We start from the raw sequence: 26,054 nt of genomic DNA, 5'->3' as shown, positions 1-26,054 counted from the left end.
ACGAGACTGCACGAACTGACAGATTGAAGGGCAGCGAGACCGCGCTGCCCCGATGGTTCGCGTCAGAAACTGGCTCTATAGATAGCAAGAACGTCATCAACGCTCATATCGGCCGGATTGTTGTCCATCAACCGACGGATGGCGTGGGCATCCTCAGCGTAGCGGGATAGATCGGTTTCCGTCGCGCCGTGCCGGGCAAGCGACATTTCTATTCCGAGATCGCCACAGAACGCCAAGGCGGCGTCACGTAACTGCGCCTGAGAAAGGCCACTCCCGAGACCGAGCGCCTCGGCAACTTCTGCTGTCTTTGCCGAAACGACTGGCTGGTTGAAGGCAAGGACGTGCGGAAACACGATGGCATTGGCCAGACCATGCGGCAGGTGTAGCAGCGTTCCAAGCGGATAAGCAATGGCATGACCTGCCGCCGTATTGACGGGCCCGAGGCAAATGCCACCATAATAGGAGGCCAGCAGCAAGCCCTCGCGCGCTTCACGATCCGACCCGTCACGCACCGCTCGGCCCAGATATTTCCCAACGAGGTGAAAGCCCATCCTGGCGAAGCCATCGATCATGGGATGCGCACGCTTGTTGGTAAAAGCTTCGACACAATGCGCCATCGCGTCCACGCCTGTTGCGGCTGTGACCGCTGGCGGTACGGAGTAGGTCAGCTCGGGATCTAGAACTGCGAGATCGGCAATCAGATGGGGGCTTTCAACCGCGATCTTGTTGCCCTTGACCGGATCGGTGATCAGAGAGCGGATGCCCGCTTCGGAACCTGTACCCGCAGTGGTGGCAATCTGCGCCAGCCGCGTGCGCCGGCCAGCCACCCTGTTGGGTCCTGCGACATCTGCGAGCGTCTGCTCACCATCCCACATCGCTGCCACCAGCTTGGCCACATCCATGACAGAACCTCCACCCAGGCCTATCACCAAATCCGGCTTGGCCGTACGTGCTGCCGCAAGTGCCGCATCGAGCGTCGAGATTTCCGGTTCGCCCGAAATAGCATCGAACAAAGCGACTTTGCCCGGTAGCTTCAGGCGCTCAACGAAGCTGCCCGTGATCGGTGAGGCGATGACCAGCGTCGACGAGACTTCGCCGACCCAGGTGGAGACGTCTCCGATCGTTCCGGCACCGACGATCAGCCGTTTTGGCTGATGCAGGGTAATGACTGGGGTGCTGGTCATGCCTGCGCTCCCTTGGAAGTGCTGCCAGCCACAAGCTTGCGGGCATAGGCGATGGCGGACAACATATTGCCGTGGTTGGCGATGCCCTTGCCGGCGATGTCGAAAGCCGTGCCGTGATCCACAGAGGTACGGTCGATTGTCAAATCAACGGAAACATTAACCGCCGTATCGAAAGCGACGAGCTTGATCGGGATGTGTCCCTGATCATGATACTGCGCCACAACAAGATCGAACCCGCCGGAATAGGCGCGGTGAAACACCGTGTCGGCGGAAATCGGACCATAGGCATCAATGCCTTCGGCGCGAGCGGCGGCAACAGCAGGCGCGATTTGGTCGTCGTCCTCTGTGCCGAAGAGACCATTTTCACCGCAATGGGGGTTGATACCGGCAACCGCGATACGTGGGCGCTCGTAGCCGGTGCGTTTCAGGTGTTCGTTGCCAGCTTTGATCGTCGCGAGGACCCGTTCCGTCGTTGCCCGGCGGATCGCCTCCTGCAACGATACGTGGGTGGAAACGTGGATAACCTTCAACTTTTCCGAGGCCAGCAGCATATAGGCGGCGGCTGATTTGGTCAGGCTGCGCAACATGCCGGTGTGTCCATCATAATGGTGACCTGCGAGATTGAGCGCTTCCTTGTTGATGGGGGCCGTGACGATGCAGCCGATCTTCCCGGCTTCGGCGTCGCGCACTGCCTTCTCGATAAAGCGGAACGCAGCGTCACCGGCGACGGGCGAGAGCTGCCCCCAGGCCAGTGGTGCACCCTCGACCGTCAAATCGACAACGTAAGGCGCCAGATTTATATTGACATTCAGCGCCTTGCGAGCCGCTTCCAGGGTTGGAAGATTGCCATAGATGCGGGTGGCGGCGCGGTTCGCTTCATCCATCTCGGCCAGCGCCCGTACCGTGATTTCAGGCCCTACGCCGCAGGGGTCGCCCATGGTAATGCCAATGATATTGCTCATGATTTACTCCCGTCTGCCGCATGTGCCCAGCCCGGAGCCAGACGAACATATTTGATAGCGCGCCGATAATAGGTATAGGCGATGTGAAGCGAGCCATCGGCTCCCTCAAGGAGCCACGGATAGGACATTTCCTTGTTGTGGCCATCGATCGAATTGTTCGAAAGGCAGGTGCCAGGCCCCTCTTCAATGATGATCCGCTGCGGAAAGCTTTTTGCGCCATCGCTGGAAATGCAGACGCTGACAGGCGCGCGCGGCACACCCCAGATGGGCACGCAACCGCCATCGGGGTCGGCATCTGGCCGGTCGTCATCTTCGCCCAGCTCATCATAAAGCGAGGCGCGTCGGTCGCTCGACATATCGGCATTGATGGGATTGCAGATCATCGCGATGCGGCCATCGTGCAGACGGATCGCGGCGATCGAGGAATTGTTGTTGGGCACATCCGTTGGCTGAGGTTGCGACCACGTGCGGCCGCCATCAACACTTTCCGTGCGATAGACGAAATCGGACTGACGACGGCGAAACACCGCTGCCAGCTTTTCATCCCCGATGGAGACCGGGCTCATATGCACACAGCCAGTGGACTGGGCGACATCCTCCAGACGCCAGGTCTCGCCGCCATCTTCGGAAATGCCAACCGCAGCACGGTCATGACTGCCGTTCCATTTCTGGCCTGGACGCTGGATGCACCGGAAGATCGGTAAAAGCCATGCACCATCTTCGCGAACCATAAGCGGGGCACGAACGAAACAGCCGCGCGGCAGGTCGAGATATCGCCCGTCGCCAGCCGTCAGTCTGGTCGGATCCGACGCGTCGCGCGAAACCTGCGCCATGCGGATACGGCATTCATCCTGATTGCCGGATGGCTGCGACGTGTGGAACAAATACAGTGTCTTGTCGGGTGCCGAAAACAAAACCGGGTTCTGCTCGGAGTGATCGGGATCGAAGCTCAGCCGCTGCGGTTCGCCCCATTGATCGGACCCTGCCGTCAGAACTGACGCGAAGATGGAAATATCCGACTTTCCTTCCAGCGTGCCACCGAACCAGGCGCAGATGAGCGCGCCATCATCGGTAAGGTGCAGGAAGGATGCATGGTTCTGAATCATGGGCGAGGCCAACACGGCTTCGTGTCGCCCCTTTCCAGCAGCTTCAACCTTGCCGGTCATGACGGTTGCAATCATTTCAGGCGTCATTTTGGCCTCCTCTTACAACCACGAAAATCATCAAATTTGCAAAGTTGTCAAGTTTGAAAAATCTCGTCAGTTGCAAACTTCAGGTCGCTTCGGCGTCATAAATAATTGTAAATACTGTATTTTATATGTTTGTATTTTGCACAAATAGATCGAAACGAATAATTAATTTGACAAACTTGCCGAGAAATTCCATGTTCAGCGTCAGCCCAGTTAAGGCGCCGTCGGGCAATGATCCGTCTACGGTGGCGCGCAGGGTTTCACGGAGGAATGCTTTCAAACCGCGCAGCAGTCATGCCGTCGCGAGGTGAAGATCAAGCGGTGCGACCAGCACCCACAAGGGAGGAGAATGACATGAAAACCTCGCGTCTTTTCGGAGCTGTTCTGGGTTCCGTTCTCGCATTCGGGCCCGGCATCGCGCCGGCCAACGCCGCCTCGACGGACATCAAGATCGTTTTGCCTGAGGAGGCCGACCTGCTTGAGCCCTGCATGGCAACGCGCTCCAACATCGGCCGCGTCATCATGGAAAATGTCAGCGAAACGCTGACCGAGCTCGATGTCCGCGGGAAGAAAGGCGTCATGCCGCGTCTGGCAGAAAAATGGGAACAGACAGGCGATGGCGTCTGGCGGTTCCATTTGCGTCAGAATGTGAAATTCTCCGATGGCAAGACGTTCGGTGCCAAGGATGTCAAATACAGCTTTGACCGCATTTTCAGCGACAAGAATATTTGCGAGTCGCGCCGCTATTTCGGGGGCATGAAGTTCGACGTGAAGGTGGTTGACGAAAACACCATCGATTTCAAGGTTGACCCGGTTCAGCCGATCCTGCCTCTGCTGCTGTCGCTCGTTACCATTGTTCCAGAGGGAACGCCGCTGGAATTCGTGCGCGAGCCTGTTGGCACCGGCCCTTACAAGCTGTCCAACTGGACGCCGGGCCAGCAGATCGTTCTCGAGGCCCGTGACGATTACTGGGGCAAGAAGCCTGCCGTCACAAAGGCCACCTATCTGTTCCGTGCTGATCCGGCCGTTCGCGCCGCCATGGTTCAAGCCGGTGAAGCCGATCTGGCGCCTTCGATTGCCCAGGTGGACGCCACCAACGACAAGACAGACTTCTCCTATCTCGACAGTGAAACCGTCTACTTGCGCCTTGATGGCAACATAGCGCCACTTAACGACGTTCGCGTTCGCAAGGCGCTGAACCTTGCCATCGACCGGCAGGCCTTTATCGGCACGCTCGTTCCGCAGGATGCCGTGCTTGCAACAGCTTTGGTGCCGCCAACCACGCTTGGTTGGAACCCTGACGTCAAGGTCTTCCCTTACGATCCGGATCAGGCAAAGAAGCTGCTGGAAGAAGCGAAGGCCGCTGGCGTTCCGGTCGACACGCCTATCACCATCATTGCCCGCACAGCCAATTTCCCGAATGTGACGGAAATCATGGAAGCCGTGCAGGCGCAGTTGCAGGAAGTTGGCTTCAAGGTCGAGCTTCGGTTCGTCGAAGTGGCGGAGCACGAGGTCTATTACTCCAAGCCCTTCAAGGAAGGCCGTGGCCCGCAGATCGTCGCTGCCATGCACGACAATTCCAAGGGTGACCCATCCTTCACCATGTTCTTCAAATATGACAGCAAGGGCACGCAGTCCGGTTTCGCCGACAAGAAGGTCGATGATCTGATCGCCCGTGCCTCTGCTGCCACTGGTGAAGATCGTGCAAAACTCTGGTCGCAACTCATGACTTACGTCCATGACGATCTGGTTGCCGATGTCCTCCTGTTCCACATGGTCGGTTATTCGCGGGTGTCGGAACGCCTGGATTTCAAACCAACCATCGCCACCAACTCCATGTTGCAGCTCTCTGAGATCGGCCTCAAGCAGTAAGCATGAAAAGGCACCATCCGACCCCTGATCGATCATCATCAGGTCGGGAGGGTGGTGCCCGTCAACAAAGGTCAGGGCGGCACGCATCCCGTTGCCATCCTGTCCATTCAACAAGAGGGCGATTGATCGTCCTGTCGATGTGAAGTGGACGGCGCAATGCCAGTCGCCCATTCCAGCTTGATCGAGGTCTCAATGCTCAGATTCATCCGCAAACGCGCCCTCGCCAGCCTTATCTCGCTGATAGGGCTTCTGATCATGGTGTTTTTTCTCTCCCGCCTGACCGGCGACCCCGCTTCCTTGTTTCTTCCCGTGGAAGCCTCCGCTGAAATGAAGGCCGAATTTCGGGCGCTGCATGGGCTGGACCAGCCACTCCTCGTTCAATTTGTGCAATATGTCGGCAACGTCATGACCGGCGATCTCGGCGAAAGCCTGCGCAAGGCCCGCCCCGCTCTCGACGTCGTTCTGGAAGCTTTTACCTGGACGCTTTGGCTTGCGGTTATCACGATGACGCTGGTTACCGTCTGTGCCATCGTCGTCGGGTCGCTGGCTGCGTTCCGCACGGGTGGTTTCTTCGATCGCTTTTCCTCGATGGTCTCGCTGATCGGGGCATCAGTGCCTGATTTCTGGCTTGCCATCGTTGCCATCGTCGTATTCGCCATCCAGCTCTCCTGGCTGCCAACGTCAGGCACCGGCACATTCTCCCACTGGATTTTGCCGATCTGCGTTCTCTTCGTTCGCCCCTTCGGCATCATCGTGCAGGTCGTGCGCGGATCGATGATCTCGGCGCTATCCTCCGCCTACGTCAAGACGGCCCGCGCCAAGGGCGTAAAATCCGGCCCAATCATTTTCATCCACGCACTGCGCAATGCGATGCTGCCCGTGATTACCGTGATCGGCGACCAGGCCGCCAGCCTGCTCAATGGCGCTGTCGTTATTGAAACGATCTTCGGTTTCCCCGGTGTCGGCAAATTGATGATCGACAGTATTCTACAGCGTGACTTCAACGTCGTGCTGGCGGCAATCCTTGTCACCGCTTTCGCAATTTTCCTCATGAACCTCGTGATCGACCTGGCCTATGCTTTGCTCGATCCGCGCATTCGCTATTGAGGATCGACATGAACATGGCCTCTCAATCCCCCAAAACCGCCGATAACGGCATGGCAAAAGAACCAGTTACCGAAGAAGCGAGCGCCATCGTGCGTATGGCGCGCATGCTGTGGGCAGACAAGTTTGCACTCTGCGCCGCAATATTCCTCGTCGTCGTGATAATCCTCGCGATCGTCGGACCCACCCTGCTCAATGAGCTCGCCACCAAACAGAACCTGAGAGGCCGCAACCTCGCGCCCTTCGATTTCAGTCGCGAATGGTTCATGTGGCTCGGTGCCGATGCGCTGGGGCGCCCGCTCTGGCCACGCATCATCGCTGCCACCCAGAACACGATCCTGGTCGCGGCCGGTGCCGTCTTCATCTCTGCCGTTGTTGGTACACTGCTGGGATTGATAGCCGGCTTTTCATCTCAACGCACCAGCCAGATCATCATGCGGCTTGCAGACGTCATCATGTCCTTCCCCTCCCTGCTCGTGGCCGTGATCGTGCTTTACATTCTCGGCTCTTCGATCCTCAACCTGATGCTGGTCCTGTCGATTACGCGTATTCCCGTCTATCTTCGCACCACCCGCGCAGAAGTCATGGAAATCCGCAGCCGCATGTTCGTGCAGGCGGCACGCGTCATGGGCGCTTCTTCAAAGCGCATTCTGTTCCGGCATATCCTGCCCGTTGTTCTGCCGACGCTGACGACCCTGGCGACGCTGGATTTTGCCTATGTCATGCTGGCGGAAAGCGCCCTTTCCTTTCTTGGCATCGGCATTCAACCGCCGGAGATTACCTGGGGTCTGATGATCAGTCAGGGCCGTCAGTATCTTACCAATGCCTGGTGGCTGTCTTTCTGGCCCGGTCTGGCGATCATCCTGACCACGCTATCGCTCAACCTTCTGTCCAACTGGCTGCGTATCGCGCTTGATCCCGTCCAGCGCTGGCGCCTGGAGATGAAAGGACCGAAACATGGCTGATCATTTGCTGGAGGTACGTAATCTCTCGGTGGATTTTTACACCGCGACGGGCACCGTCCACGCTGTGCGCAACATTTCCTACCATCTGGATCGCGGCGAAACGCTTGCCATTCTGGGTGAGAGCGGTTCAGGCAAGTCTGTTTCCTCCTCCGCAATCATGAACCTGATCGACATGCCGCCCGGCAAGATTTCATCCGGCGAAATCCTGCTCAACGGCAAGGACCTCCTGAAAATGGGTGCGGATGAGCGTCGGGCCGTCAATGGCCGTTTCATCGCCATGATTTTTCAGGATCCACTCAGCCACTTGAACCCGGTCTATACGGTGGGCTGGCAGATGCGCGAAGCCCTGAGAACCCACGGTATCGATAACCGCCAAGCGCAGGCAGAAGCCTTGCGTCTGTTCAAGCGGGTCGCCCTCCCAGAACCTGAAAAGGCACTTGATAAATATCCACACGAATTTTCCGGCGGCCAGCGCCAACGCGTTATGATCGCCATGGCTCTGGCGCTGAAACCCGACCTGCTGATAGCCGACGAACCAACGACGGCGCTGGACGTGACGGTGCAGGCGGATGTTCTGGCGCTGTTGAAAGAACTCCAGCGCGAAACCGGCATGGGCGTGCTGATCATAACCCATGATCTCGGCGTCGTCTCAGAAGTTGCCGATCGCGTTGTGGTGATGGAAAAGGGCGTGCTTGTCGAAAGCGGCACCGTCCGGGAGGTCTACCGCAATCCACAGCACCCCTATACAAAGAAGCTGATCGCCGCTGCCCCCGGCAAGGGCGAACTGCACGAGCCAGCTACCGATGGCGAGCCGATCCTGAAGGTACGCAACGCGCGCAAATCCTATGGCGGTTTTGAAGCTCTCAAAGGCATTTCCTTTGATCTGAAGGCTGGTGAGACGGTTGCCGTGGTTGGAGAAAGCGGCTCTGGAAAATCCACACTGGCCCGCATCCTGCTGCGGCTCGATGACCCCGACAGCGGTACAGCACACTGGAAGGGTCAGGATCTTTTTGCGCTTTCGCCGGGCGAGCTGTTCAAACTGCGGCGTGATCTGCAAATGGTGTTTCAGGACCCGACACAATCGCTCAATCCGCGTATGACGGTCTATCAGTTGATCTCCGAGGCCTGGGTCATTCATCCGGAGATACTGCCTAAGGCCAAGTGGCGCGCACGCGTCGCAGAATTGCTGGATCAGGTCGGGCTGTCGCCAGAGCATATGGGTCGCTATCCCCATCAGTTCTCAGGCGGACAGCGCCAGCGTATCGCCATCGCCCGTGCACTGGCACTTGAACCGCAGCTGATCGTCTGCGACGAAGCGGTCTCAGCACTCGACGTATCGGTACAGGCGCAGGTGGTCAGCCTGCTCGACAAGCTGCGCCGGGAGATGGGGATTGCTTTCATCTTTATTGCCCATGACCTGCCTCTGGTGCGCGATTTCGCGGATTACGTCATGGTCATGCAGAAGGGTGAGATCGTCGAATTCGGCACGGTCGGGCAAGTCTTCGACAATCCGCAGCAACGTTATACGCAAGCCCTGATCTCTGCCACGCTCGACCCTGACCCGGACGTGCAGGCAGCCAACCGCAATGCCCGCCTCGCCAGCGTTTCCTGATTTGAATGACCGGAGTAAAGCCGATGACCAAAAAAGCCTTTGTCGCGATCGTAACCTGTTTCAATGATGACGAAACGATCAACTACGAAGCCACCCGCGCACAGGTTCGCCGTCAGGTGGTTGCTGGCAACAACATCATGTGCGCTGGCACCAATGGTGACTTCACCGCGCTCACCCATTCTGAAAAAATCCGGCTGCTGGAGGAAGTGGTTGATGAAGTTGGCGGCAAGGCCGATGTCATCGTCAATGCCGGAATGCCCGCAACTTTCGAGACGCTGCAGCTTGCCAGAGAATTTGACCGTATCGGCGTCAAGGGCATCGCCGTCATCACGCCGTTCTTCATTGCCTGCACGCAGGACGGCCTCGTTCGCCACTTCTCGACGGTGGCAGATGCGGTAAACACGCCTGTCTATCTCTACGATATTCCTGCGCGCACCCAAAACCACATCGAACCTGAAACGGCGCGCAAGCTGGCAGGCCATGGCAACATTGCCGGCATCAAGGATTCCGGAGGCGCACAGGAAACACTGGAGGCCTATCTGCAGGTTTCAAAGGAGGTTGAAGGCTTCGAGGTCTATTCCGGTCCCGATCATCTGGTTCTCTGGGCGTTGCAGAACGGTGCTGCGGGCTGCATTTCCGGCCTTGGTAACGCCATGCCGGATGTTCTTGCAGGTATTGTCAAAGGCTTTAACTCAGGGGACATCGAGGAAGCTGAACGGCACCAGTCCGTCTATACCGCTTTCCGTACCGACCTTTACGCCCATGGTTTCCCCCCTGCCATGGTCAAACGCGCGCTGTATTTGCAAGACGCGTCTGTCGGCGCCAGTCGACAGCCGGCGCTGATGCCTAATGCTGAGCAGGACGCCAAAATTCGCGACATCCTGCAAAAATATAATCTGCTGTCCGGGGCGGACGCTTAAAATATCGCAGAAAGCGATATGGCAGGCCGAAAAAGCGGCGCGTCGTCACAATGCGCCGCAATATCCAGGTCAACTATGACCTTTTGCTGTACCGCTCATTTACGGAAAGCGTTGCGGCCCGGCGTAGACAGGCCGCTTCCCCTTATCCAGCTGTATTTGGCACAAGGCTTTCATCGTTCAAGTTCAATTCCCCGGTGTCGATGAAAGTTTCCAGCATGTCACGGTAGGGGGTGATGTCGATGTTGTTCCTCGCCAGCCAATCGGCGTTATAATAGGTGGCGGCATAGCGGTCGCCGCTATCGCAGATGAGCGATACGAGCGAGCCCTGCTTGCCTTCCTTCATCATGGCCGAGGCAATCCAGCACAGCCCGAAGAAATTCGTCCCTGTCGAACCGCCGACCTTTCTGAACAGGCGGTCAGACAACACGTGCATGGCGGCGATGGATGCGGCGTCCGGGATTTTGATCATGTGATCGATGACACCGGGAATGAAGGATGGCTCGACTCTGGGGCGACCAACCCCCTCTATGCGGGAGGGTGTGGCGCAGGTGACGTTGCGATCCCCTGAGACATAGGACGTATAGAAAGCGGAGTGCTCGACATCGACCACGCAGAGGCGGGTCTTCAGATTGCGGTAGCGAATATACCGTCCGATCGTTGCCGATGTGCCGCCCGTGCCCGCATTCATCACCACCCATTCGGGCTCCGGATGCTCCTCGCTTTTCATCTGTTCGAAGATGGAGTCAGCAATATTGTTGTTTCCGCGCCAGTCCGTTGCCCGTTCCGCATAGGTAAACTGGTCCAGATAGTAGCCTCCGGTATCAGAGGCCAGTTTTTCCGCAGCAAGATAGACTTCCGACGGGCGGTCGACAAAATGGCATTTTCCACCGAACCGCTCGATGGCCTCGACCTTTTGCGGGCTGGTGGAATGCGGCATCACTGCTATGAATGGCAAATCGAGAAGATGAGCGAAATAGGCCTCGCTGACAGCTGTCGAGCCTGAAGATGCCTCTACAAGCGTGGTTCCCTGCGCAATTTTGCCATTGCAGATGCCGTAGAGAAAGAGAGAGCGTGCCAGACGGTGCTTCAGGCTGCCGGTGGGATGGGTCGATTCATCCTTGAGATAGATCGAGATGCCGCGCAGCCCCTTGAAAACGGGTTTGACGAGATGCGTATCGGCAGAGCGCCGCCCGTCACCCTGAAGGATGCCGATGGCACGCCGTGCCCAATCACGATTTTCACAGGCGGGCAGGGCGGTAACGGGCGGCATATGCAGACATTCTTGCATCAGGCGTCACTCCGCTCAAGGGAAATCGAGCGCTCTGGCCCATAAACAGGACATTCAATAACCGCGGTCGTCACGATGATTTATCTCTCCGAGATGGCAATTTTAGAAATAATTTCTATTATATTGTCAAAATTTGGAAAGTCTATCCCGCTGGCCGCTTCCGTCTCTAATTTTGTCAGTTTGCAAGCCCCCATACGTGCCTGGGGGCTTCGCTCTATTGGGCAAGAGTCATGCTCTTGCTGGCCTGCGCCGATCTAGTTCGGCAGTTTTCCGCCAAGTTCATCCTCGATATGGACCTTGATGATCTCGTCAAAGGATGTTTCCGACTTGAAACCGAGTGATTTCGCCCGTGTTGCATCGAAACCGGGCGCCCAGCCCGCGACCATTTTCATGATTGCCTCATCCGGCTTTCGCTCGATAAGCGCGACAGCGCTGTCGCCAGCAACTCTCCGCAGCGCTTCGATCTGCTCGCCAACGGTCGCACTTAGTCCCGGCATCGAAAGCGCCCGGCGCGGGCCAACCTTTTCGAGGTCGATCGTTGCCCCATGGATCAAAAATCCGACCGCTGATCTTGGAGATGTGTGCCAGTGGCGAACGTCTTCCGGGACTGGGAGGATAGCAGGTTTGCCGACAAGTGGTTCTCGCAGGATGTTGGAGAAGAAGCCGGATGCTGCCTTGTTCGGCGCTCCGGGGCGGATGCAGATTGTCGGCAGGCGGATGGCGATGCCATCGAGAAAGTTGCTTCGGCTGTAATCTGACAGCAGCAACTCGCATATTGCCTTTTGTGTGCCGTAACTGGTGAGCGGCGTGGTGTGATAGTCGTCGGCGATGGGGTAGGGTAGGGGCGCGCCAAACACCGCAATCGATGACGTGAACACAAGGCGCGGCTTGTAATCGTCCACACCATTGGCCAGCCTGATGGCATCGAGGAGATAGCGCGTGCCGTCGAGGTTGATCCTGTAGCCCTTTTCAAAGTCCAGTTCGGCTTCGCCGGATACAATTGCGGCGAGATGGAAGATGACATCGGGTCGCATTTCGACCAGTTTTTCAGCTTCCCCCGGCGCAGACAGATCGCTTTCCATGCAAGTGACAGTGCCGCTGAAGCCGGACGGTTTCGCAGGCACGATGACGTCTACCAGCGTCATGGCATCAATCGATTTGCCCCCCAGATGGCCATCGCTGGAAAGCCTGTCCGCCAATTTGCGACCGACCATTCCAGCCGCGCCAATGATCAATATATGCATGTTCTCTCCTCCGCTTGTTCACCGGGATCGTCAGTCGCCGCGACATTCTGGCGAACTGAAAAAATCCGATTGTAAGGTTGTCTGATAACCTTATATTGTCGAGTTGAAAAGGGATATGCCGCGCGCCTGTGGACCAGTTAGCGCGCCATGCGTCTCCGACGAGGCGCAGAGAAGAGGGAAAAATGGATATAAACACCGATCGCATCGTAGGAGATCTGCAGCGTGCCTTGTTAACCGCTCTCGGTGGCGGCGTCGTTTTGACCGACCAGGGCGAGATATCTCGCTATTGCAGGGACTGGCACGGGGATGTGACGAGTGGTGCCGTGGCTGTTTTACGCCCCCGCTCGACCGAAGCGGTGAGCGCGGCTGTTCGTGTCTGCAGTCAACTCGGCATCGCCATCGTGCCGCAAGGTGGCAATACGGGACTTGTATTGGGAGGCATTCCAGATCAGCCGGAAAATCAGGTGGTTCTCAGCCTGGAACGCATGACAAGCCTGCGAAAGATCGATGCGGATGATTTCTCTGCTGTCGTGGAGGCGGGCTGTATTCTGTCTGAATTGAAGGATCGCGTTGCGGAACAGGGCATGTTCTTCCCCTTGGCGCTTGGTGCACAGGGTTCATGCCGCATTGGTGGCAATGTTTCTACCAATGCAGGAGGTATCAACGTATTGCGCTACGGCATGACGCGCGAGCTGGTGCTTGGAGTGGAAGTCGTCCTGCCTGATGGCACCATTTATGATGGCCTTTCAACCTTGCGGAAGGATAATCGCGGCATCGATCTCAAGCAATTGTTCATCGGGGCCGAGGGTACGCTCGGCATCATCACCGCCGTCTCACTGAAGCTGATGCCGCATCCTGACCAGATCTCCACCGCCCTTCTGGGCGTGAATTCTCTTGATGATGTCATTGCATTGTATCGCCGTGCCCGGCGTGATTGTTGCGATCTTATGTCCGCATTCGAGTTCATGCCACCGCTTGCCTTCACCCTAGCAAGGGAAGCCATGCCGGATCTGCCCCTGCCGCTTTCAACCAACTATCCCGCCTATGTACTCATGGAAATTTCGGGCTCTGGTCTGGTTGATGTCGCCGATTTGATGGAGCGATTTCTGGAAAACGTCATGACGGACGGACTTGTGCTGGATGGGGTTATCGCCGCCTCCCAGGCGCAAGCCCGCAATCTGTGGCTGGTGCGCGAAGGCATGAATGAAGGGCAAGCAAAGCGCGGTGCGCATATGCGCACTGACATCTCCGTGCCGCTTTCACGCCTTGCCGATTTCGTACGCGACGCCGAAGCGGCGGTTACGCGCGCCTTGCCGGACTGCGTCAGCGTATCCTATGGCCATGTCGGGGATGGTAACGTTCATCTCAACGTCTTGCCTCCCACCGGCCTTGCAAAGGTTGAAAGAGACGAAGCGATTTACAGGGCAAAGGTCGTGGTGAATGAGGTCGTCGATATCTACAAGGGCAGTATCAGTGCCGAACACGGTATCGGTCGGCTGAAGAGATCCGACTTCGAAGAGAGATTGGCTGCGCCGCAACGCACCTTGCTGACGGCCGTGAAAAACGCGATTGATCCGGCTGGCATCATGAACCCCGGCTGCCAATTGAAATTCGAAGGCTTATCGTAGAATAGTCTTGCGACACCAAAGGCGGACACATGCATGGCAGCGGACTTTAGCCAGATCAGACGTAATGAGCATCTACCGGCACGTATAGCCGGTCACATTGGCAAGGAAATCGCCGAGGGCCGCATCCTGCCGGGCGAAAAGCTGCCGACCGAGCATATTCTGGCAAAGACTTTCGGCGTCAGCCGGTCCGTCGTGCGGGAGGCAATCGCCGAGTTGCGCAATGAAGGTCTGGTGGAAACGCGCCAAGGCATCGGTGCCTTCGTTTTGGAAGGGACGGGACGCGGTTCCATCCGTATCGAGCAAACCGACCTTTATGACAGGGAAAGCTTTCGCAGCCTGTTCCAGCTTCGAATGCCGCTTGAAATTGAAGCGGCGGGTCTTGCCGCCGTGCACCACGATGCGGAGGATCTGCGGAAGCTGGACGAAGCGCTTGCGCAAATGACGGGTGCGGAAAAATGGACTGATCAGGGCATTACCGCCGATCTCATGTTCCATCGTGCGTTGGCGACCGCCACACATAATGAGTATTTTCCTTTGTTCGTCGGCTTCATCGCGGAAAGAATCAGTCTGGCAATCAATGCCGCGCGGGCATCTGCGGTGCTGGAGGAAATTGTCGAGACGACGATTGCCGAACATGTCGCCATTCGCGATGCCGTCGTGACGCGCGACCCGTTGAAGGCTCGTGAGGCAATGCGACATCACGTCGAAGGGGCGGCCTCGCGTCTCGCGCTGACCCTTGAGATCTATTAGACGACGCTGGACCGGTTCCTGTAGAAACTTCAAATTTACCGCTTCAGGAGTGCTGGACATGCGGAATAAGTCATACTAGAAGTTTCGTGAGGACAATTGTCAGACATCCTGACAATTGGGCAAGCGGCGCTGGAGGGCGCGCTTGCGAGCATATTTGGAGGGTCATCTTTGCCGCTTGAACGTGTACTGCGCGCAGAATCCATTCTGCCTGACGATGTCGATCACGCCCTGCTTCTCGGGCGGGTGTGGTCAAATCGTTTGTCGGGCCCCTGCATCGTCATGATCTCTGAGGGTCGTGTCCTCGATCTCACGAGCATGGCAGCGACGATGTCGGCACTGCTGGAAACCGAAAATCTGGCCGAAGTTCTTAAGGATTCCAAGGGCTTTGACGATCTGGGCAGTTTGCAAAGCTTTCTGGATGGTGAGACAGGCAAGCTGCTCGCTCCCATTGATCTGCAGGCGATAAAGGCGGCCGGCGTCACCTTTGCCGACAGCATGCTGGAACGTGTTATCGAGGAGCAGGCCAAGGGCGACCCGGCAAGGGCACAGGACATCCGCGCGCGGCTTGCGCCGGTCCTCGGTGACAGTCTCCGCGGCCTCGTTGCCGGCTCGCAGCAGGCCGCCAAGGTCAAGAAGCTGCTTCAGGATATGGGCCTGTGGTCACAATATCTGGAAGTCGGCATCGGCCCGGATGCTGAAATCTTCACCAAGGCGCAGCCGATGTCTTCCGTCGGGTGTGGCGATCTCGTCGGCATCCACCCGATTTCGCAATGGAACAATCCCGAGCCTGAGGTGGTCCTCGTTCTGCGTTCGGATGGAACGATCCTTGGAGCCACACTTGGCAATGACGTCAATCTTCGCGATGTTGAAGGGCGCTCGGCGCTGCTTCTGGGCAAGGCGAAGGACAACAATGCGTCATGCTCGATTGGCCCCTTCATCCGCCTGTTCGACAGCAATTTCACGATGCAGGATCTCCAGAAGGTCCGTGTCGCTCTCGAAGTTCATGGCGAGGACGGCTTCGAGATGACGGGCGAAAGCCCGATGGAAGCAATCAGTCGTTCCCCGGACAATCTTGCCTCGCAATTGCGAAACCGAAATCATCAATATCCCGATGGCGCTGTCTTGTTCCTTGGCACCATGTTCGCTCCGGTCAAGGATCGCCGCGGCCCCGGCGAAGGATTTACTCACGAGGTCGGTGACCGCGTCGATATCTCGACAGCCAGTCTCGGACGTCTGGTCAATTGGGTGGAGCGAACGGATGCCTGCCCGGAATGGACATTCGGCGTGCGCGCGCTCATCCGCAATCTGGCGGAACGCGACCTTCTGGGGAGGGCTTGAGCCATGCAAAGAATATCGGATCTTTTTTACCGCTTTCTTGAACTGCTGCTGATCGTCCTGCTCTCCGGCATGGCCATCATGGTCTTCGTCAACGTGATCCTGCGCTATGGTTTCAATTCCGGCCTCAATGTCTCGGAGGAACTTTCTCGCTATTTCTTCGTCTGGCTGACATTCATCGGCGCGGTCGTCGCGTTCCGGGAACACAGTCATCTTGGCATTGAAACGCTGGTCATGTTTCTTTCGCGGCGTGGCCGGATTTTCTGCATGATCCTGTCCAACCTTGTGATCATCCTCTGCTCCAGCATTTTCTTTTGGGGCACATGGAAGCAATTTCCCATCAACGCCAGCATGGCTGCCCCGGTAACGGGCATGTCGATGATCTGGGTTTACGGGATCGGCCTGTTCACCGGTGCAGGCATGACCATTATTGCGCTCGAACGGGTGCTTCGTCTGGTCACTGGACGGGTAACAGATGAGGAAATTGCCGCCTTTGCCGGGGAAAACCTGACCATTGAGCAATTGGCGGAGCGCACCTGATGACACTTCTCGTCTTTCTAGCGTCGCTTCTGGGTGCAATGGTCATCGGCGTGCCTGTGGCATTTGCCCTGATGTTTTGCGGTGTCATGCTCATGTGGTTCATGGGCATGTTCAATACGCAGATCATCGCGCAGAACATGATTGCCGGTGCCGACACCTTCACGCTTCTGGCAATCCCTTTCTTCATTCTGGCCGGCGAATTGATGAATTCCGGCGGATTGTCTCGCCGCATCATCGACTTTGCAATCGCCTGCGTCGGTCATATCCGTGGCGGGCTTGGCATCGTGGCAATTCTTGCGGCCGTCATCATGGCCAGCATTTCGGGATCTGCAGCAGCCGATACGGCTGCCCTTGCCGCCATTCTGCTGCCGATGATGGCCAAAGCCGGATATAATGTGCCACGCGCTGGCGGATTGATTGCGGCCGGAGGCATTATCGCACCTGTCATTCCCCCATCCATGGCGTTCATTGTCTTCGGTGTGGCTGCCAACGTTTCCATTACCCAGCTCTTCATGGCGGGTATCGTGCCCGGCGTTCTGATGGGTTTGTCGCTGGTGATCGCCTGGCTGATCGTGGTTCGCAAGGACAAGGTAGAGCCTTTGCCGAAGGCACCGATGTCCGAGCGGCTCCATGCCACCGGACGTGCCGCATGGGCACTGGGAATGCCGGTCATCATTCTCGGCGGCATCAAGGCCGGCGTCGTGACACCAACCGAAGCGGCAGTGATTGCGGCTGCCTATGCCATGTTCGTTGGCATGGTGATCTACAGGGAGCTGAAGCCGAAGGATTTGCCACGCGTCATCTTGCAGGCTGCCAAGACCACATCTGTCATCATGTTTCTGGTCTGTGCGGCGCTGGTTTCGGCGTGGCTCATCACGGCTGCCAACATTCCTGCCGAGATCGCCGGATATATCGAGCCTCTGATCGACCGCCCGACACTTCTGATGTTCGTTATCATGGTGCTTGTGCTGGTGGTGGGAACCGCGCTCGATCTGACGCCGACGATCCTTATTCTGACGCCCGTCCTGATGCCCATCATCAAGCAGGCTGGCATCGATCCCGTCTATTTCGGTGTGATGTTCATCATGAACAACTGCATCGGCCTCATCACGCCGCCGGTGGGTGTCGTGTTGAACGTCGTCAGCGGCGTCGGACGCATTCCGCTCGGCAAAGTCACCATCGGTGTCTGGCCGTTCCTGCTGGCCCAGACCATCGTTCTGTTTCTGCTCGTCCTGTTTCCGGACCTCGTGCTCGTGCCTGCTCGCTGGCTGCGATAGCAGCCTGACGCCATACTGTCGTTTTCAATGATCCAGGGAGGATATTATGAGAAAACTGCTTCTAGCCACCACGGCAATCGCCCTCAGCCTGTCAGGTGCCCTTCCGGCATCGGCTGAGTTCAATGCCAGAAACATTCGTATTTCCAACGGCATCAACGCAGACCATCCTGTCGGCAACGGCATCAAGGCCATGCAAGCCTGCCTCGATGAAAAATCCGGCGGCAAACTGAAGATTACTGCCTTCTGGGGCGGTGCTCTTGGCGGCGACCTGCAGGCGACCCAGGCCCTTCGCTCCGGTGTGCAGGAAGGTGTGGTTACCTCATCATCGCCACTCGTCGGTATCATTCCGGCGCTCGGCGTTTTCGATCTTCCCTTCCTGTTCTCGACACCGCAGGAAGCCTATAAGGTGCTTGACGGCAAGTTCGGCGACATGATGAACCAGAAGCTGGAAGCCGCAGGTCTGGTCAATCTCGCCTACTGGGAGAATGGCTTCCGCAATCTTTCCAACTCGGTGCGCCCTGTGACGAAGTGGGAAGATTTCTCGGGCATGAAGGTTCGTGTCATGCAGAACAACATCTTCCTCGACACATTCCAGAACCTCGGAGCCAACCCGACGCCGATGGCCTTCGGCGAGGTGTTTTCCGCCCTTGAGACCAATGCCATCGATGCACAGGAAAATCCCTATGTGACGATCGATACATCCAAGTTCTTCGAGGTTCAGAAATACATCACCGAGACGAACCACGCCTATACGCCGTTCCTGTTGCTTTTCTCGAAAGCCATCTTCGACACATACACAGCAGAAGAACAGGCAGCCCTCCGGGAGTGCGCGGTTGTCGGACGTGACGAGGAACGGAAGGTCATCCAGGAGCTGAACAAGACCTCGCTCGAGAAGATCAAGGAGGCCGGGCTGAAGGTTAATGTTCTCTCTGCGGAAGAGCAGGCCCGTATCCGTGAGAAATCGATGGTCGTCTATGAAAAGCACAAGGCCCAGATCGGTGCTGACGTTGTCGATGCCATCATGGCGGAGCTGAAGGAAGCTCGCAAGTAATCCCAGCTCGCCAATCGCAAATGGAGGGTCGAGGTCAAAAGCCTCGGCCCTTTTTTATTGGGCTGGTTTCGGTATCGCCGCTTTGCGCCCACGTGGATGACCCTTGCCGCAGGAGGCGGGAACGAACTGCGCCTGGGGCTGTTAGATGCACATAAGGAGTTTCTCAAATGAACAACAACGATCCTAAAAGTGCAGTAGAGGGTGATGCAAAAGGCCAATACGCGCCTTCGCAGGCCGATCCCAAAGCTTCGGGAGTGGCGAGTGCGAAGCCCACAGTCGTCACGCATTCGGAAGACGCGACCGTCAACCGCGATTCCCCTCGAAAGGAAAAGTCGGACAAGGACTGGGACGTGAACTTTGACGAGACTGATCCAGACAAGTCCTGAACAGCAGAGCATCAATTGACCTCCGCGACACGGCTCCCTCAAACCGAGGGGGCCGTTTCTCATTATCAGCGCGATGAGTTTTCTAAACTTATCATATGTATTTTGAATTACTAAAATATAGCGGCGGCTGTGGACCCCGTGACTAAAAATATCCGGTCGTTCTGCTATCTGCTCTGATTGAATATTAAAAAGAAAATCGGAAAAATAAGTAATAACAATAAGATCGTCGCTCCGACGGCAGCAGCCTACGGCGTAGCTTTAACCGTTTTTCGCTCGTAAAGTCAGCGAGTCACGCTCGAAGCATCTCGTTTCTTGATTGACCTTTAGGTTGTTTTTCCAACGAAACGGGCCTGTCTTCATCCCGGCTCTCAGCGGTCGAGCATATAAATTTCTTGTAACATCGTATAAGTTAGGCTAACTCATCATTTGAGTTTGAGCAGTCGTCCGGCTGTTCTGGGAGAAAGCTTGGGAGGTACGAATGCAAAGAAATTCTCTGAAGGCGCTGCTGATGGGTTGCGCAATCTGCTGCGGCAGCATCGCGACCGCCCAGGCGGAAAGCATCAGCGTCTGGTCCCGGCAGACCGATGAATCCATCAGCGTCCTGAAGGCGCTGACCGATGCCTTCACTGCGGAAAGCGGTATCACGGTGGAGACTTTCAATACCGGGATCGACTTCGAGCAGCGCCTTGCGCGCGCTGCGGCAGGTCGGACCTTGCCGGATATCGTGCTGAATGACACCACTGCCATGGGCCAGATGCGGCAGATGGGCATTCTCGAAACTATTGATGCCAGCAAGATCGACGGTAGCCAGGATGTTTCGGCTTCGGCCTGGGACGGCGCCAAGGCGAACGATGGCAAGATTTATTCCGTTCCAATTTCCGCCCAGTCCTTCGCCATGTTCATCCGCAAGGATTGGCGCGAAAAGCTCGGCCTGCCCCAGCCAAAGACCTGGGAGGACGTGCGCAAGCTCGCCGAAGCTTTCACGAACAAGGATCCCGATGGCAACGGCAAGGCAGATACGTTCGGCATGGCGATTCCCGGATCGACCACAAGAGGCTACGCCAGCTGGTTCATGAGCAGTTTCATCTGGCAGGCCGGTGGCGATTACGTCAAGCAGGAAGGCGATGGTTTCGTTCCGACGCTGAATACGAAGGAGGTCGCGGAAGCGCTGACCTACATGCGTGGGATGATTTGCGACAAGCTAGCGCAGCCGGGCGCGATCAATGCCACAACGGGTGACACCCTGCCGACATTCCGTTCCGGGCAGACGGGGATTTTCGTTTCCGGTCCGTATCACATTCCTCAGCTGGATGCAGAACCGGGCAAGGATGTCGTTGAAGTGGTGATGATGCCAGCGGGTCCCGGTGGCGTTGCTTCTCTTGCGGAAGGCACCAGTGCCTATCTCCTTAAAAGCGTGAAGAACGTCGAGGCTGCAAACAAGTTTCTGGCGTTCCTGATCTCGCCAAAGGGACAGGAGATTGCGATGGCGCAAGGCTCTGGAAAGACACCTATTGTCCGTTTGCCGGTCAACAACAAGGTCGATGTCAACAAGGTCCGCAACGATCCGCGCTGGATGGTCTTCAAGGAAACATTCGACAAATACGGACACTACATGCCCGCTGTTCCCAACTGGACTGCGATCCGTACCGTCACGGGTGAAGGCTTCAACCGTATTCTGGCGCAATGCGATGCAGATGTCGCCAAGGAACTCGAAGCGCTGAACAAGCAGGTCGCGATCGAGCTTAGCGGGCAGGATGCCCTGTCGGCTTCCCAGCAGTAAATGTTCTTCCCGCGTTGCCAAAAAATGGCCGCGCGGGACAGGCCCTGTTCAGCGAGGTGCACATGTCCGTCACATCCCAGGTTTCCCCTGTTGGAAAAGCAGCCGTTCGGTCTGCGCCCAAACGCCACCGCGCCCGAAAGAGCTTTCGTGCATCCTTGACGCCATGGCTGTTTCTGGCGCCTGCCTTGATCATTTTCACATGGTTCAAGTTCTATCCCATGGTGTCGGGCTTCTCGATGTCCTTCTATGACGTCCAGTTCTACTCGGACAGCAAATGGGTTGGGCTGGACAATTTCTACCGCGCTTTCAACGATCTGGCCTTGAGAGAGGCAGTGGTTCACACGACGATCTACGTCATTGTAGCGACGCTTTCGGCCTCCTTCATCGCCTTCTTCATGGCCTTGGCGCTTGAAGGGCCAGCGCGTCACCTCTCCGTCATCCGCACGGCGGTCTTTCTGCCAGCGATTACCAGCGTCGCCATTATCGCAGAAATCTGGCGCATTCTTTTCAATTCGGCAGATTACGGTCTGGTCAATTCCGTCATCGGCTTCTTTGGCATTGCGCCGCAAGGGTTTCTGAGTGATCCCAATCAGGCACTGTGGGTGCTGATCCTGATGAGCGTATGGAAAAGCGCGCCCTATGACATGGTCATTTTTGTCGCCGGGCTGGTTGGCGTCAACCGTGAACTCTATGATGCGGCGAGCGTCGATGGAGCAAGCCACTGGCGCAAGCTCTGGCACGTTACGCTACCCGGAATCATTCCGTCCATTTCCGTCGTTCTTATGCTGTCCTTCATTCGCGGTTTCCGGGTCTTTGCGGAGGTCTATGCCACCACCGGCGGCGGCCCTGCGGGATCTACTTCCACCATCATGACGCACATCTACAAGGTCGGCTTCGAAGAGCTGAATTACGGCTACGCGTCCGCCGTCTCCCTGATGCTGCTTGTCTTTACCGTTCTGCTGACGGTTCTGCACATGACCATCAAATCCAGACTTACCCGCTAAGGAGGCCATAGATGAAAACTCCCCTCTGGCTGACCCTGATCCGGTATGTTCTCTATGCGGTGCTGATTGCCGTCTTCGTAGGCCCATTCTGGGGTGCACTCGTCACGGCATTCAGTGGCGTCAGCCTCAAACCCGGTGAACTGACGCTGATCCCGCAGAGCCCGACGCTGGAAAATTTCCGCATCGCCCTCGTGGACATGAAGGTGTGGCGCTACCTGACGAACTCGGTAATCGTCGTGATTGTCGGCACCGCCTTGCAGGTTACCGTCAGCGCGCTGGCGGCCTATGCGCTGGCGCGCAAGAAGTTTCGTGGTGCTGCTGTCGTCAGCCTTCTCATCCTATGCACGCTCATGCTGCCTGAAGAGGTCATCGCCATCCCGCTTTATCTGGTGATGCAGAAGGAACTGCCGATCATCAACGTTTCGATCTACAACACCTATCTTGCAATGATCCTGCCGGTGGTGGGGTGGGCTTTTTCGATCTTCATGCTGACGGAGTTCATGCGGGCAATCCCGCTTGAGCTGGAAGAGGCTGCCCGCATCGACGGTGCAAGTGAATGGCAGATATTCTTCCGCGTCATCCTGCCTCTGGTCAGGCCCGCACTCGGAACCGTGCTGATCTTTGGCTTCATCATGATCTGGGATCAGTATCTGCTGCCTCTCATCGTCGTAAACGACAAGGATCTGATGACGCTTCCGGTGGCACTTGGCTCCCTGCGCGTGGACGATACGATTACACCAAACATACTCGTTGCTGCGACGCTTGTGGCCATGGCGCCGAGTGTCATCGTCTATCTCCTGCTTCAGCGGCAGTTCAATCGCGGCATCATGGCAGGCGCGGTCAAAGGCTAATTGCGCCGAGGCGCCAGTATATTCAGGAGGAAAATATGGGTGCAGTATCCCTGCGGAATGTTTCCAAGTCATTCGGTGCCGTCGATGTCATCAAGGACGTGTCCATCGACATAGAGGATGGCGAGTTCTGCGTGTTGATCGGGCCGAGTGGCTCGGGCAAATCGACCCTGTTGCGCATCATTGCCGGACTGGAAGAAGCCAGCAATGGCACCATTGAGATCGGGCAGCGTGACGTGACCGACCTGGAACCGAAAGAGCGCGATATCGCCATGGTGTTCCAGAGCTATGCGCTCTATCCCCAGATGACCGTGCGCGAAAATATGAGCTTTGCGCTGCGTCTGGCGAAGCGCCCCAAGGAGGAAATCAAGAAGAAGATAGACGACGTCGCGCATATGCTGGACCTTGAAAAACTCCTCGATCGCCTTCCCAAGGAGCTTTCCGGCGGACAGAGGCAGCGTGTTGCCATGGGGCGTGCCATCGTGCGCAATCCGTCGGTGTTTCTTTTCGACGAACCTCTTTCCAATCTGGATGCGAAGCTGAGAAGCCAGGTTCGCGGCGAAATCCGCGACCTTCATCAAAAATGGAACACCACCTCCGTCTATGTGACCCACGATCAGGTGGAAGCGATGACGATGGGTCAGAAGATCGTTGTGTTGCGGGATGGACGTGTCGAACAGGCTGGAACGCCTCTGGAACTTTACGATCTGCCCAACAGCGTGTTCGTCGCAAGCTTCATCGGCTCGCCAGCCATCAACCTGTTCAAGGCGAAGGTGAGCGAGGACGCCAGGACATTGCTTCTCGACAATAGTCAGAAGGTGCTGCCCATACCCGGCAATTATCCAGACGCGCGCGGGCGTGACGTGATCATCGGCGTGCGGCCGGAATATCTGGAAATTGTCTCTGAAGATACCGCTGATGCATTGCCTGCAACCGTTCACGCTGTTGAGACGACGGGTTCCGATACCACTGTCATCTGCGACAGTCCGGTAGGGCAGATCCTAGCCGCGTCCAAAAGCAGGAGTTTGCTCAACGCAGGAACAAAAATCGGCCTCAAAATTGCCGAGGGCAAGGCATTGATCTTCGATGGGCAGACCGAGCAGCGTCTGAAACCGGCCAGTTCGTGACCCGCAAAACCACTGGAATGAAACGGATCTGGTGACATGACCAAAGCTGGTACATCGGTCTTTACGGCTGAACGGATCGCAAGGACCGCTTGCACCATCGGGGAAACGCCCGTTTGGGAGCCTGAGCATGATCGCGTGACATGGATCGATGTGGCTGCTGGATATCTCCACAGAATGACGTTCCCCGATGCGACCATCGAGAGGTTCGCGCTACCGACAAGAGTGGGTGCGATCGCCTTGCGGGTGGATGGTGGTTTCATTGCTTCGACGGAGCGAGGTTTTGCAACGCTCGACATCATTGACGGTCAGGTCTTGCTTGAAGCGGGCTACGGCCCGCAACTGGAAGCGGGGTGGCGCATGAATGATGGCGCATGTGACAGGCAGGGACGTTTCTGGTCCGGGTCAATCGCGCCCAACACCTCGACACCAGGCGCTTTCGGCACATTGTTCAGCATCGGAAACGGCGGCGAAGTCGTTCAAAGGGGCGGAAGCTTCCGAACGCAGAACGGCCTTGCCTGGAGCCCGGACGGGCTTTGCATGTATGTCTCGGATTCCAAGCCGGGCTATTCGCAGGTCATGGTGCATGATTTCGAACCATCGACAGGACATTTTAGTGGCGGACGCCTGTTTGCCGATGTCGAGACACTGGGCGGACGGCCCGATGGAGCGGCAATCGATGTCGACGGCTGTTACTGGATTGCCGCAAGCGACGGCGGGCAGATCGTCCGTCTGACACCCGATGGCGTGGTGGATGCGCAGATCCGGATAGACGTGCCAAATCCCACGAATATCTGCTTCGTCGGTCCCGACATGAGAACGGCGTTCATAACGACTCTGCGGGCCGATGGTGTTGGCCCGGGAGGCGATGTCTATGCCGTGCATCTTCCGTTTCAGGGCATGAGTGAGCCTCGATACCAGCCAGGCCTGTCGCAACAATCGCAGGGATAGCGAAATTGATTGTCGTCTTTATCCCCCAAACCAAAAGACCCCAACCGGAGTAACGATATGTATCTCGGCACACAAATCCCGGCCCGCCATGATGACGATTACAGGGTGATGAAGCAGCTCGGCGTCAGCAATGTTTCCGCAACGCCGCCCGGCGACTGGCGCACGTGGGACCGCCCGACGCTGGAGGCATTCCGGGAGAAGGTGGAGAGTTTCGGTCTGACGCTCGACATGACGCAGTTGCCGATGCCCTCGACGCGAGTGGACAGAGACGTTCCCTGCAAGGATATCATGTTGGCTGGCCCGGAGCGCGATAGCCAGATCGATGGCATCTGCCGCCTGATCGAAAACTGCGCAGCAGCAGGCATTCCGTCCGTCCGGTACAATTTCAACTACATCGGCATTCCAAGAACACCCATGGAACCCGGCCGGGGTGGATACATGGCTGAGGCATTTCGACTGGATCTTGCCAATCCGGACGAGCCGACACCAGCCGGTATCGGCGATATCGATGAGGACACGATCTGGGAGCGGGTGGATTACTTTCTGGCGCGTGTGGTGCCTGTTGCCGAATCCGCCAATATCCGCCTTGCCTGCCATCCGCACGATCCAGCCACGCCACCAGGCTATATGGGCGTAACGCGCGTTCTGGGATCGGTAGAGGGAATGAAGCGGTTCGTTTCAATGCATGAGAGCCCGGTTCACGGTCTCAACTTCTGCATTGGCACCCTTGGAGAAATGGTCGAGGATGTCGGGCAGGTACCGGAAATCACCCGCTGGTTTGGAGAGCGGGGAAAGATCATGAATATTCACTTCCGCAACATCGTCGGTAAGCGCTATTCGTTCCGGGAAAGCTTTCCTGAAGACGGCGACATCGACATGCCCGCTGTCATCGATGCATTGCGTGATACCGGCTACAAATACATGGTCATGCCTGACCACGCGCCGACGCTTTCCGGCGAAAACCAGCAGCAGGTGGCCTTCGCATTTTGCTACGGCTACATCGCAGCTCTGCTGCAAACCCGTTGCTGATGCAAAGCCA

Annotated in this window: 23 protein-coding genes; 18 read left to right on the top strand and 5 right to left on the bottom strand. The window is 57.0% G+C overall.

Features of this window, described 5'->3' with window-relative positions; translation table 11 throughout:
- Positions 1-62: 62 nt before the first annotated feature.
- Genes QRN85_RS06125 through QRN85_RS06115 form a run of 3 tightly spaced genes read right to left on the bottom strand, consistent with a single transcriptional unit; the run spans position 63 to position 3,339 of the window.
- On the bottom strand, positions 63-1,184 hold the full coding sequence (locus QRN85_RS06125; protein WP_284756826.1) for an iron-containing alcohol dehydrogenase: 1,122 nt from the start codon (positions 1,182-1,184) through the stop codon (positions 63-65).
- Positions 1,181-2,146 carry a 4-hydroxythreonine-4-phosphate dehydrogenase PdxA gene (gene pdxA / locus QRN85_RS06120; protein ID WP_284756827.1) on the bottom strand — a complete coding sequence of 322 codons (966 nt, stop codon included), beginning with the start codon at positions 2,144-2,146 and terminating at the stop codon, positions 1,181-1,183. The genes QRN85_RS06125 and pdxA overlap by 4 nt, the downstream gene beginning before the upstream one ends.
- Positions 2,143-3,339, bottom strand: a complete 1,197-nt coding sequence (locus tag QRN85_RS06115) for a sialidase family protein (RefSeq protein WP_284756828.1) — start codon at positions 3,337-3,339, stop codon at positions 2,143-2,145. The genes pdxA and QRN85_RS06115 overlap by 4 nt, the downstream gene beginning before the upstream one ends.
- Positions 3,340-3,690: 351 nt before the next feature.
- On the opposite strand from QRN85_RS06115, the gene QRN85_RS06110 reads away from it, so the two are divergent.
- The 5 genes from QRN85_RS06110 to QRN85_RS06090 all read left to right on the top strand — a co-directional run bounded on the left by QRN85_RS06110 (position 3,691) and on the right by QRN85_RS06090 (position 9,809).
- Positions 3,691-5,208, top strand: coding sequence for an ABC transporter substrate-binding protein (locus QRN85_RS06110; protein ID WP_284756829.1), 1,518 nt, complete (start codon positions 3,691-3,693; stop codon positions 5,206-5,208).
- Between the two features lie 192 nt (positions 5,209-5,400).
- Positions 5,401-6,315 carry an ABC transporter permease gene (locus QRN85_RS06105; RefSeq protein ID WP_062590189.1) on the top strand — a complete coding sequence of 305 codons (915 nt, stop codon included), beginning with the start codon at positions 5,401-5,403 and terminating at the stop codon, positions 6,313-6,315.
- A gap of 50 nt (positions 6,316-6,365) precedes the next feature.
- The gene (locus QRN85_RS06100; RefSeq protein ID WP_284756832.1) at positions 6,366-7,277 is read left to right on the top strand and encodes an ABC transporter permease; all 912 of its coding nucleotides are present in this window, start codon (positions 6,366-6,368) and stop codon (positions 7,275-7,277) included.
- Positions 7,270-8,889, top strand: a complete 1,620-nt coding sequence (locus QRN85_RS06095) for an ABC transporter ATP-binding protein (protein WP_284756834.1) — start codon at positions 7,270-7,272, stop codon at positions 8,887-8,889. The genes QRN85_RS06100 and QRN85_RS06095 overlap by 8 nt, the downstream gene beginning before the upstream one ends.
- A gap of 23 nt (positions 8,890-8,912) precedes the next feature.
- Complete coding sequence (locus QRN85_RS06090; protein ID WP_284756836.1) at positions 8,913-9,809, top strand: dihydrodipicolinate synthase family protein; 897 nt, start codon at positions 8,913-8,915, stop codon at positions 9,807-9,809.
- 142 nt (positions 9,810-9,951) lie between these two features.
- On the opposite strand, the gene QRN85_RS06085 is transcribed toward QRN85_RS06090, so the two are convergent.
- Positions 9,952-11,097, bottom strand: a complete 1,146-nt coding sequence (locus QRN85_RS06085; RefSeq protein ID WP_082469797.1) for a PLP-dependent cysteine synthase family protein — start codon at positions 11,095-11,097, stop codon at positions 9,952-9,954.
- Between the two features lie 254 nt (positions 11,098-11,351).
- Entirely contained in the window at positions 11,352-12,341 is a 990-nt protein-coding gene (gene denD / locus QRN85_RS06080; protein ID WP_284756838.1) for a D-erythronate dehydrogenase, read from the bottom strand.
- Between the two features lie 182 nt (positions 12,342-12,523).
- On the opposite strand from denD, the gene QRN85_RS06075 reads away from it, so the two are divergent.
- From QRN85_RS06075 to QRN85_RS06015, 13 genes are all read left to right on the top strand, one after another.
- The gene (locus QRN85_RS06075) at positions 12,524-13,969 is read left to right on the top strand and encodes an FAD-binding oxidoreductase (RefSeq protein WP_284756840.1); all 1,446 of its coding nucleotides are present in this window, start codon (positions 12,524-12,526) and stop codon (positions 13,967-13,969) included.
- Between the two features lie 33 nt (positions 13,970-14,002).
- Positions 14,003-14,719 carry a FadR/GntR family transcriptional regulator gene (locus tag QRN85_RS06070; RefSeq protein ID WP_284756841.1) on the top strand — a complete coding sequence of 239 codons (717 nt, stop codon included), beginning with the start codon at positions 14,003-14,005 and terminating at the stop codon, positions 14,717-14,719.
- A 168-nt stretch (positions 14,720-14,887) separates the two neighbouring features.
- The gene (locus QRN85_RS06065; protein ID WP_156462132.1) at positions 14,888-16,057 is read left to right on the top strand and encodes a fumarylacetoacetate hydrolase family protein; all 1,170 of its coding nucleotides are present in this window, start codon (positions 14,888-14,890) and stop codon (positions 16,055-16,057) included.
- Between the two features lie 3 nt (positions 16,058-16,060).
- The gene (locus tag QRN85_RS06060) at positions 16,061-16,594 is read left to right on the top strand and encodes a TRAP transporter small permease (protein WP_062590013.1); all 534 of its coding nucleotides are present in this window, start codon (positions 16,061-16,063) and stop codon (positions 16,592-16,594) included.
- Positions 16,594-17,871 carry a TRAP transporter large permease gene (locus tag QRN85_RS06055; protein ID WP_062590015.1) on the top strand — a complete coding sequence of 426 codons (1,278 nt, stop codon included), beginning with the start codon at positions 16,594-16,596 and terminating at the stop codon, positions 17,869-17,871. Before QRN85_RS06060 ends, QRN85_RS06055 begins: the two co-directional genes overlap by 1 nt.
- A gap of 46 nt (positions 17,872-17,917) precedes the next feature.
- Complete coding sequence (locus tag QRN85_RS06050) at positions 17,918-18,922, top strand: TRAP transporter substrate-binding protein (RefSeq protein ID WP_062590017.1); 1,005 nt, start codon at positions 17,918-17,920, stop codon at positions 18,920-18,922.
- A 167-nt stretch (positions 18,923-19,089) separates the two neighbouring features.
- On the top strand, positions 19,090-19,308 hold the full coding sequence (locus QRN85_RS06045) for a hypothetical protein (protein ID WP_113092226.1): 219 nt from the start codon (positions 19,090-19,092) through the stop codon (positions 19,306-19,308).
- Positions 19,309-19,786: 478 nt separating this feature from the next.
- On the top strand, positions 19,787-21,088 hold the full coding sequence (locus QRN85_RS06040; protein ID WP_112960737.1) for an ABC transporter substrate-binding protein: 1,302 nt from the start codon (positions 19,787-19,789) through the stop codon (positions 21,086-21,088).
- A 62-nt stretch (positions 21,089-21,150) separates the two neighbouring features.
- Positions 21,151-22,092, top strand: coding sequence for a carbohydrate ABC transporter permease (locus QRN85_RS06035; RefSeq protein ID WP_113170763.1), 942 nt, complete (start codon positions 21,151-21,153; stop codon positions 22,090-22,092).
- A gap of 11 nt (positions 22,093-22,103) precedes the next feature.
- Complete coding sequence (locus QRN85_RS06030) at positions 22,104-22,943, top strand: carbohydrate ABC transporter permease (RefSeq protein WP_113170743.1); 840 nt, start codon at positions 22,104-22,106, stop codon at positions 22,941-22,943.
- Between the two features lie 35 nt (positions 22,944-22,978).
- Positions 22,979-24,067, top strand: a complete 1,089-nt coding sequence (locus QRN85_RS06025) for an ABC transporter ATP-binding protein (RefSeq protein WP_113170742.1) — start codon at positions 22,979-22,981, stop codon at positions 24,065-24,067.
- Positions 24,068-24,103: 36 nt separating this feature from the next.
- Positions 24,104-25,015 (top strand): SMP-30/gluconolactonase/LRE family protein, encoded by a 912-nt coding sequence (locus QRN85_RS06020; RefSeq protein ID WP_113170741.1) that lies wholly within the window; start codon positions 24,104-24,106, stop codon positions 25,013-25,015.
- A gap of 57 nt (positions 25,016-25,072) precedes the next feature.
- The gene (locus QRN85_RS06015) at positions 25,073-26,044 is read left to right on the top strand and encodes a mannonate dehydratase (protein ID WP_113170740.1); all 972 of its coding nucleotides are present in this window, start codon (positions 25,073-25,075) and stop codon (positions 26,042-26,044) included.
- Positions 26,045-26,054: the final 10 nt, after the last annotated feature.

This window comes from Agrobacterium sp. fls2-241-TYG-188a (genome assembly GCF_030209845.1).
Note: the sequence above shows the minus strand (reverse complement) of the source record. Positions and strands in the feature narration are given on the sequence as shown.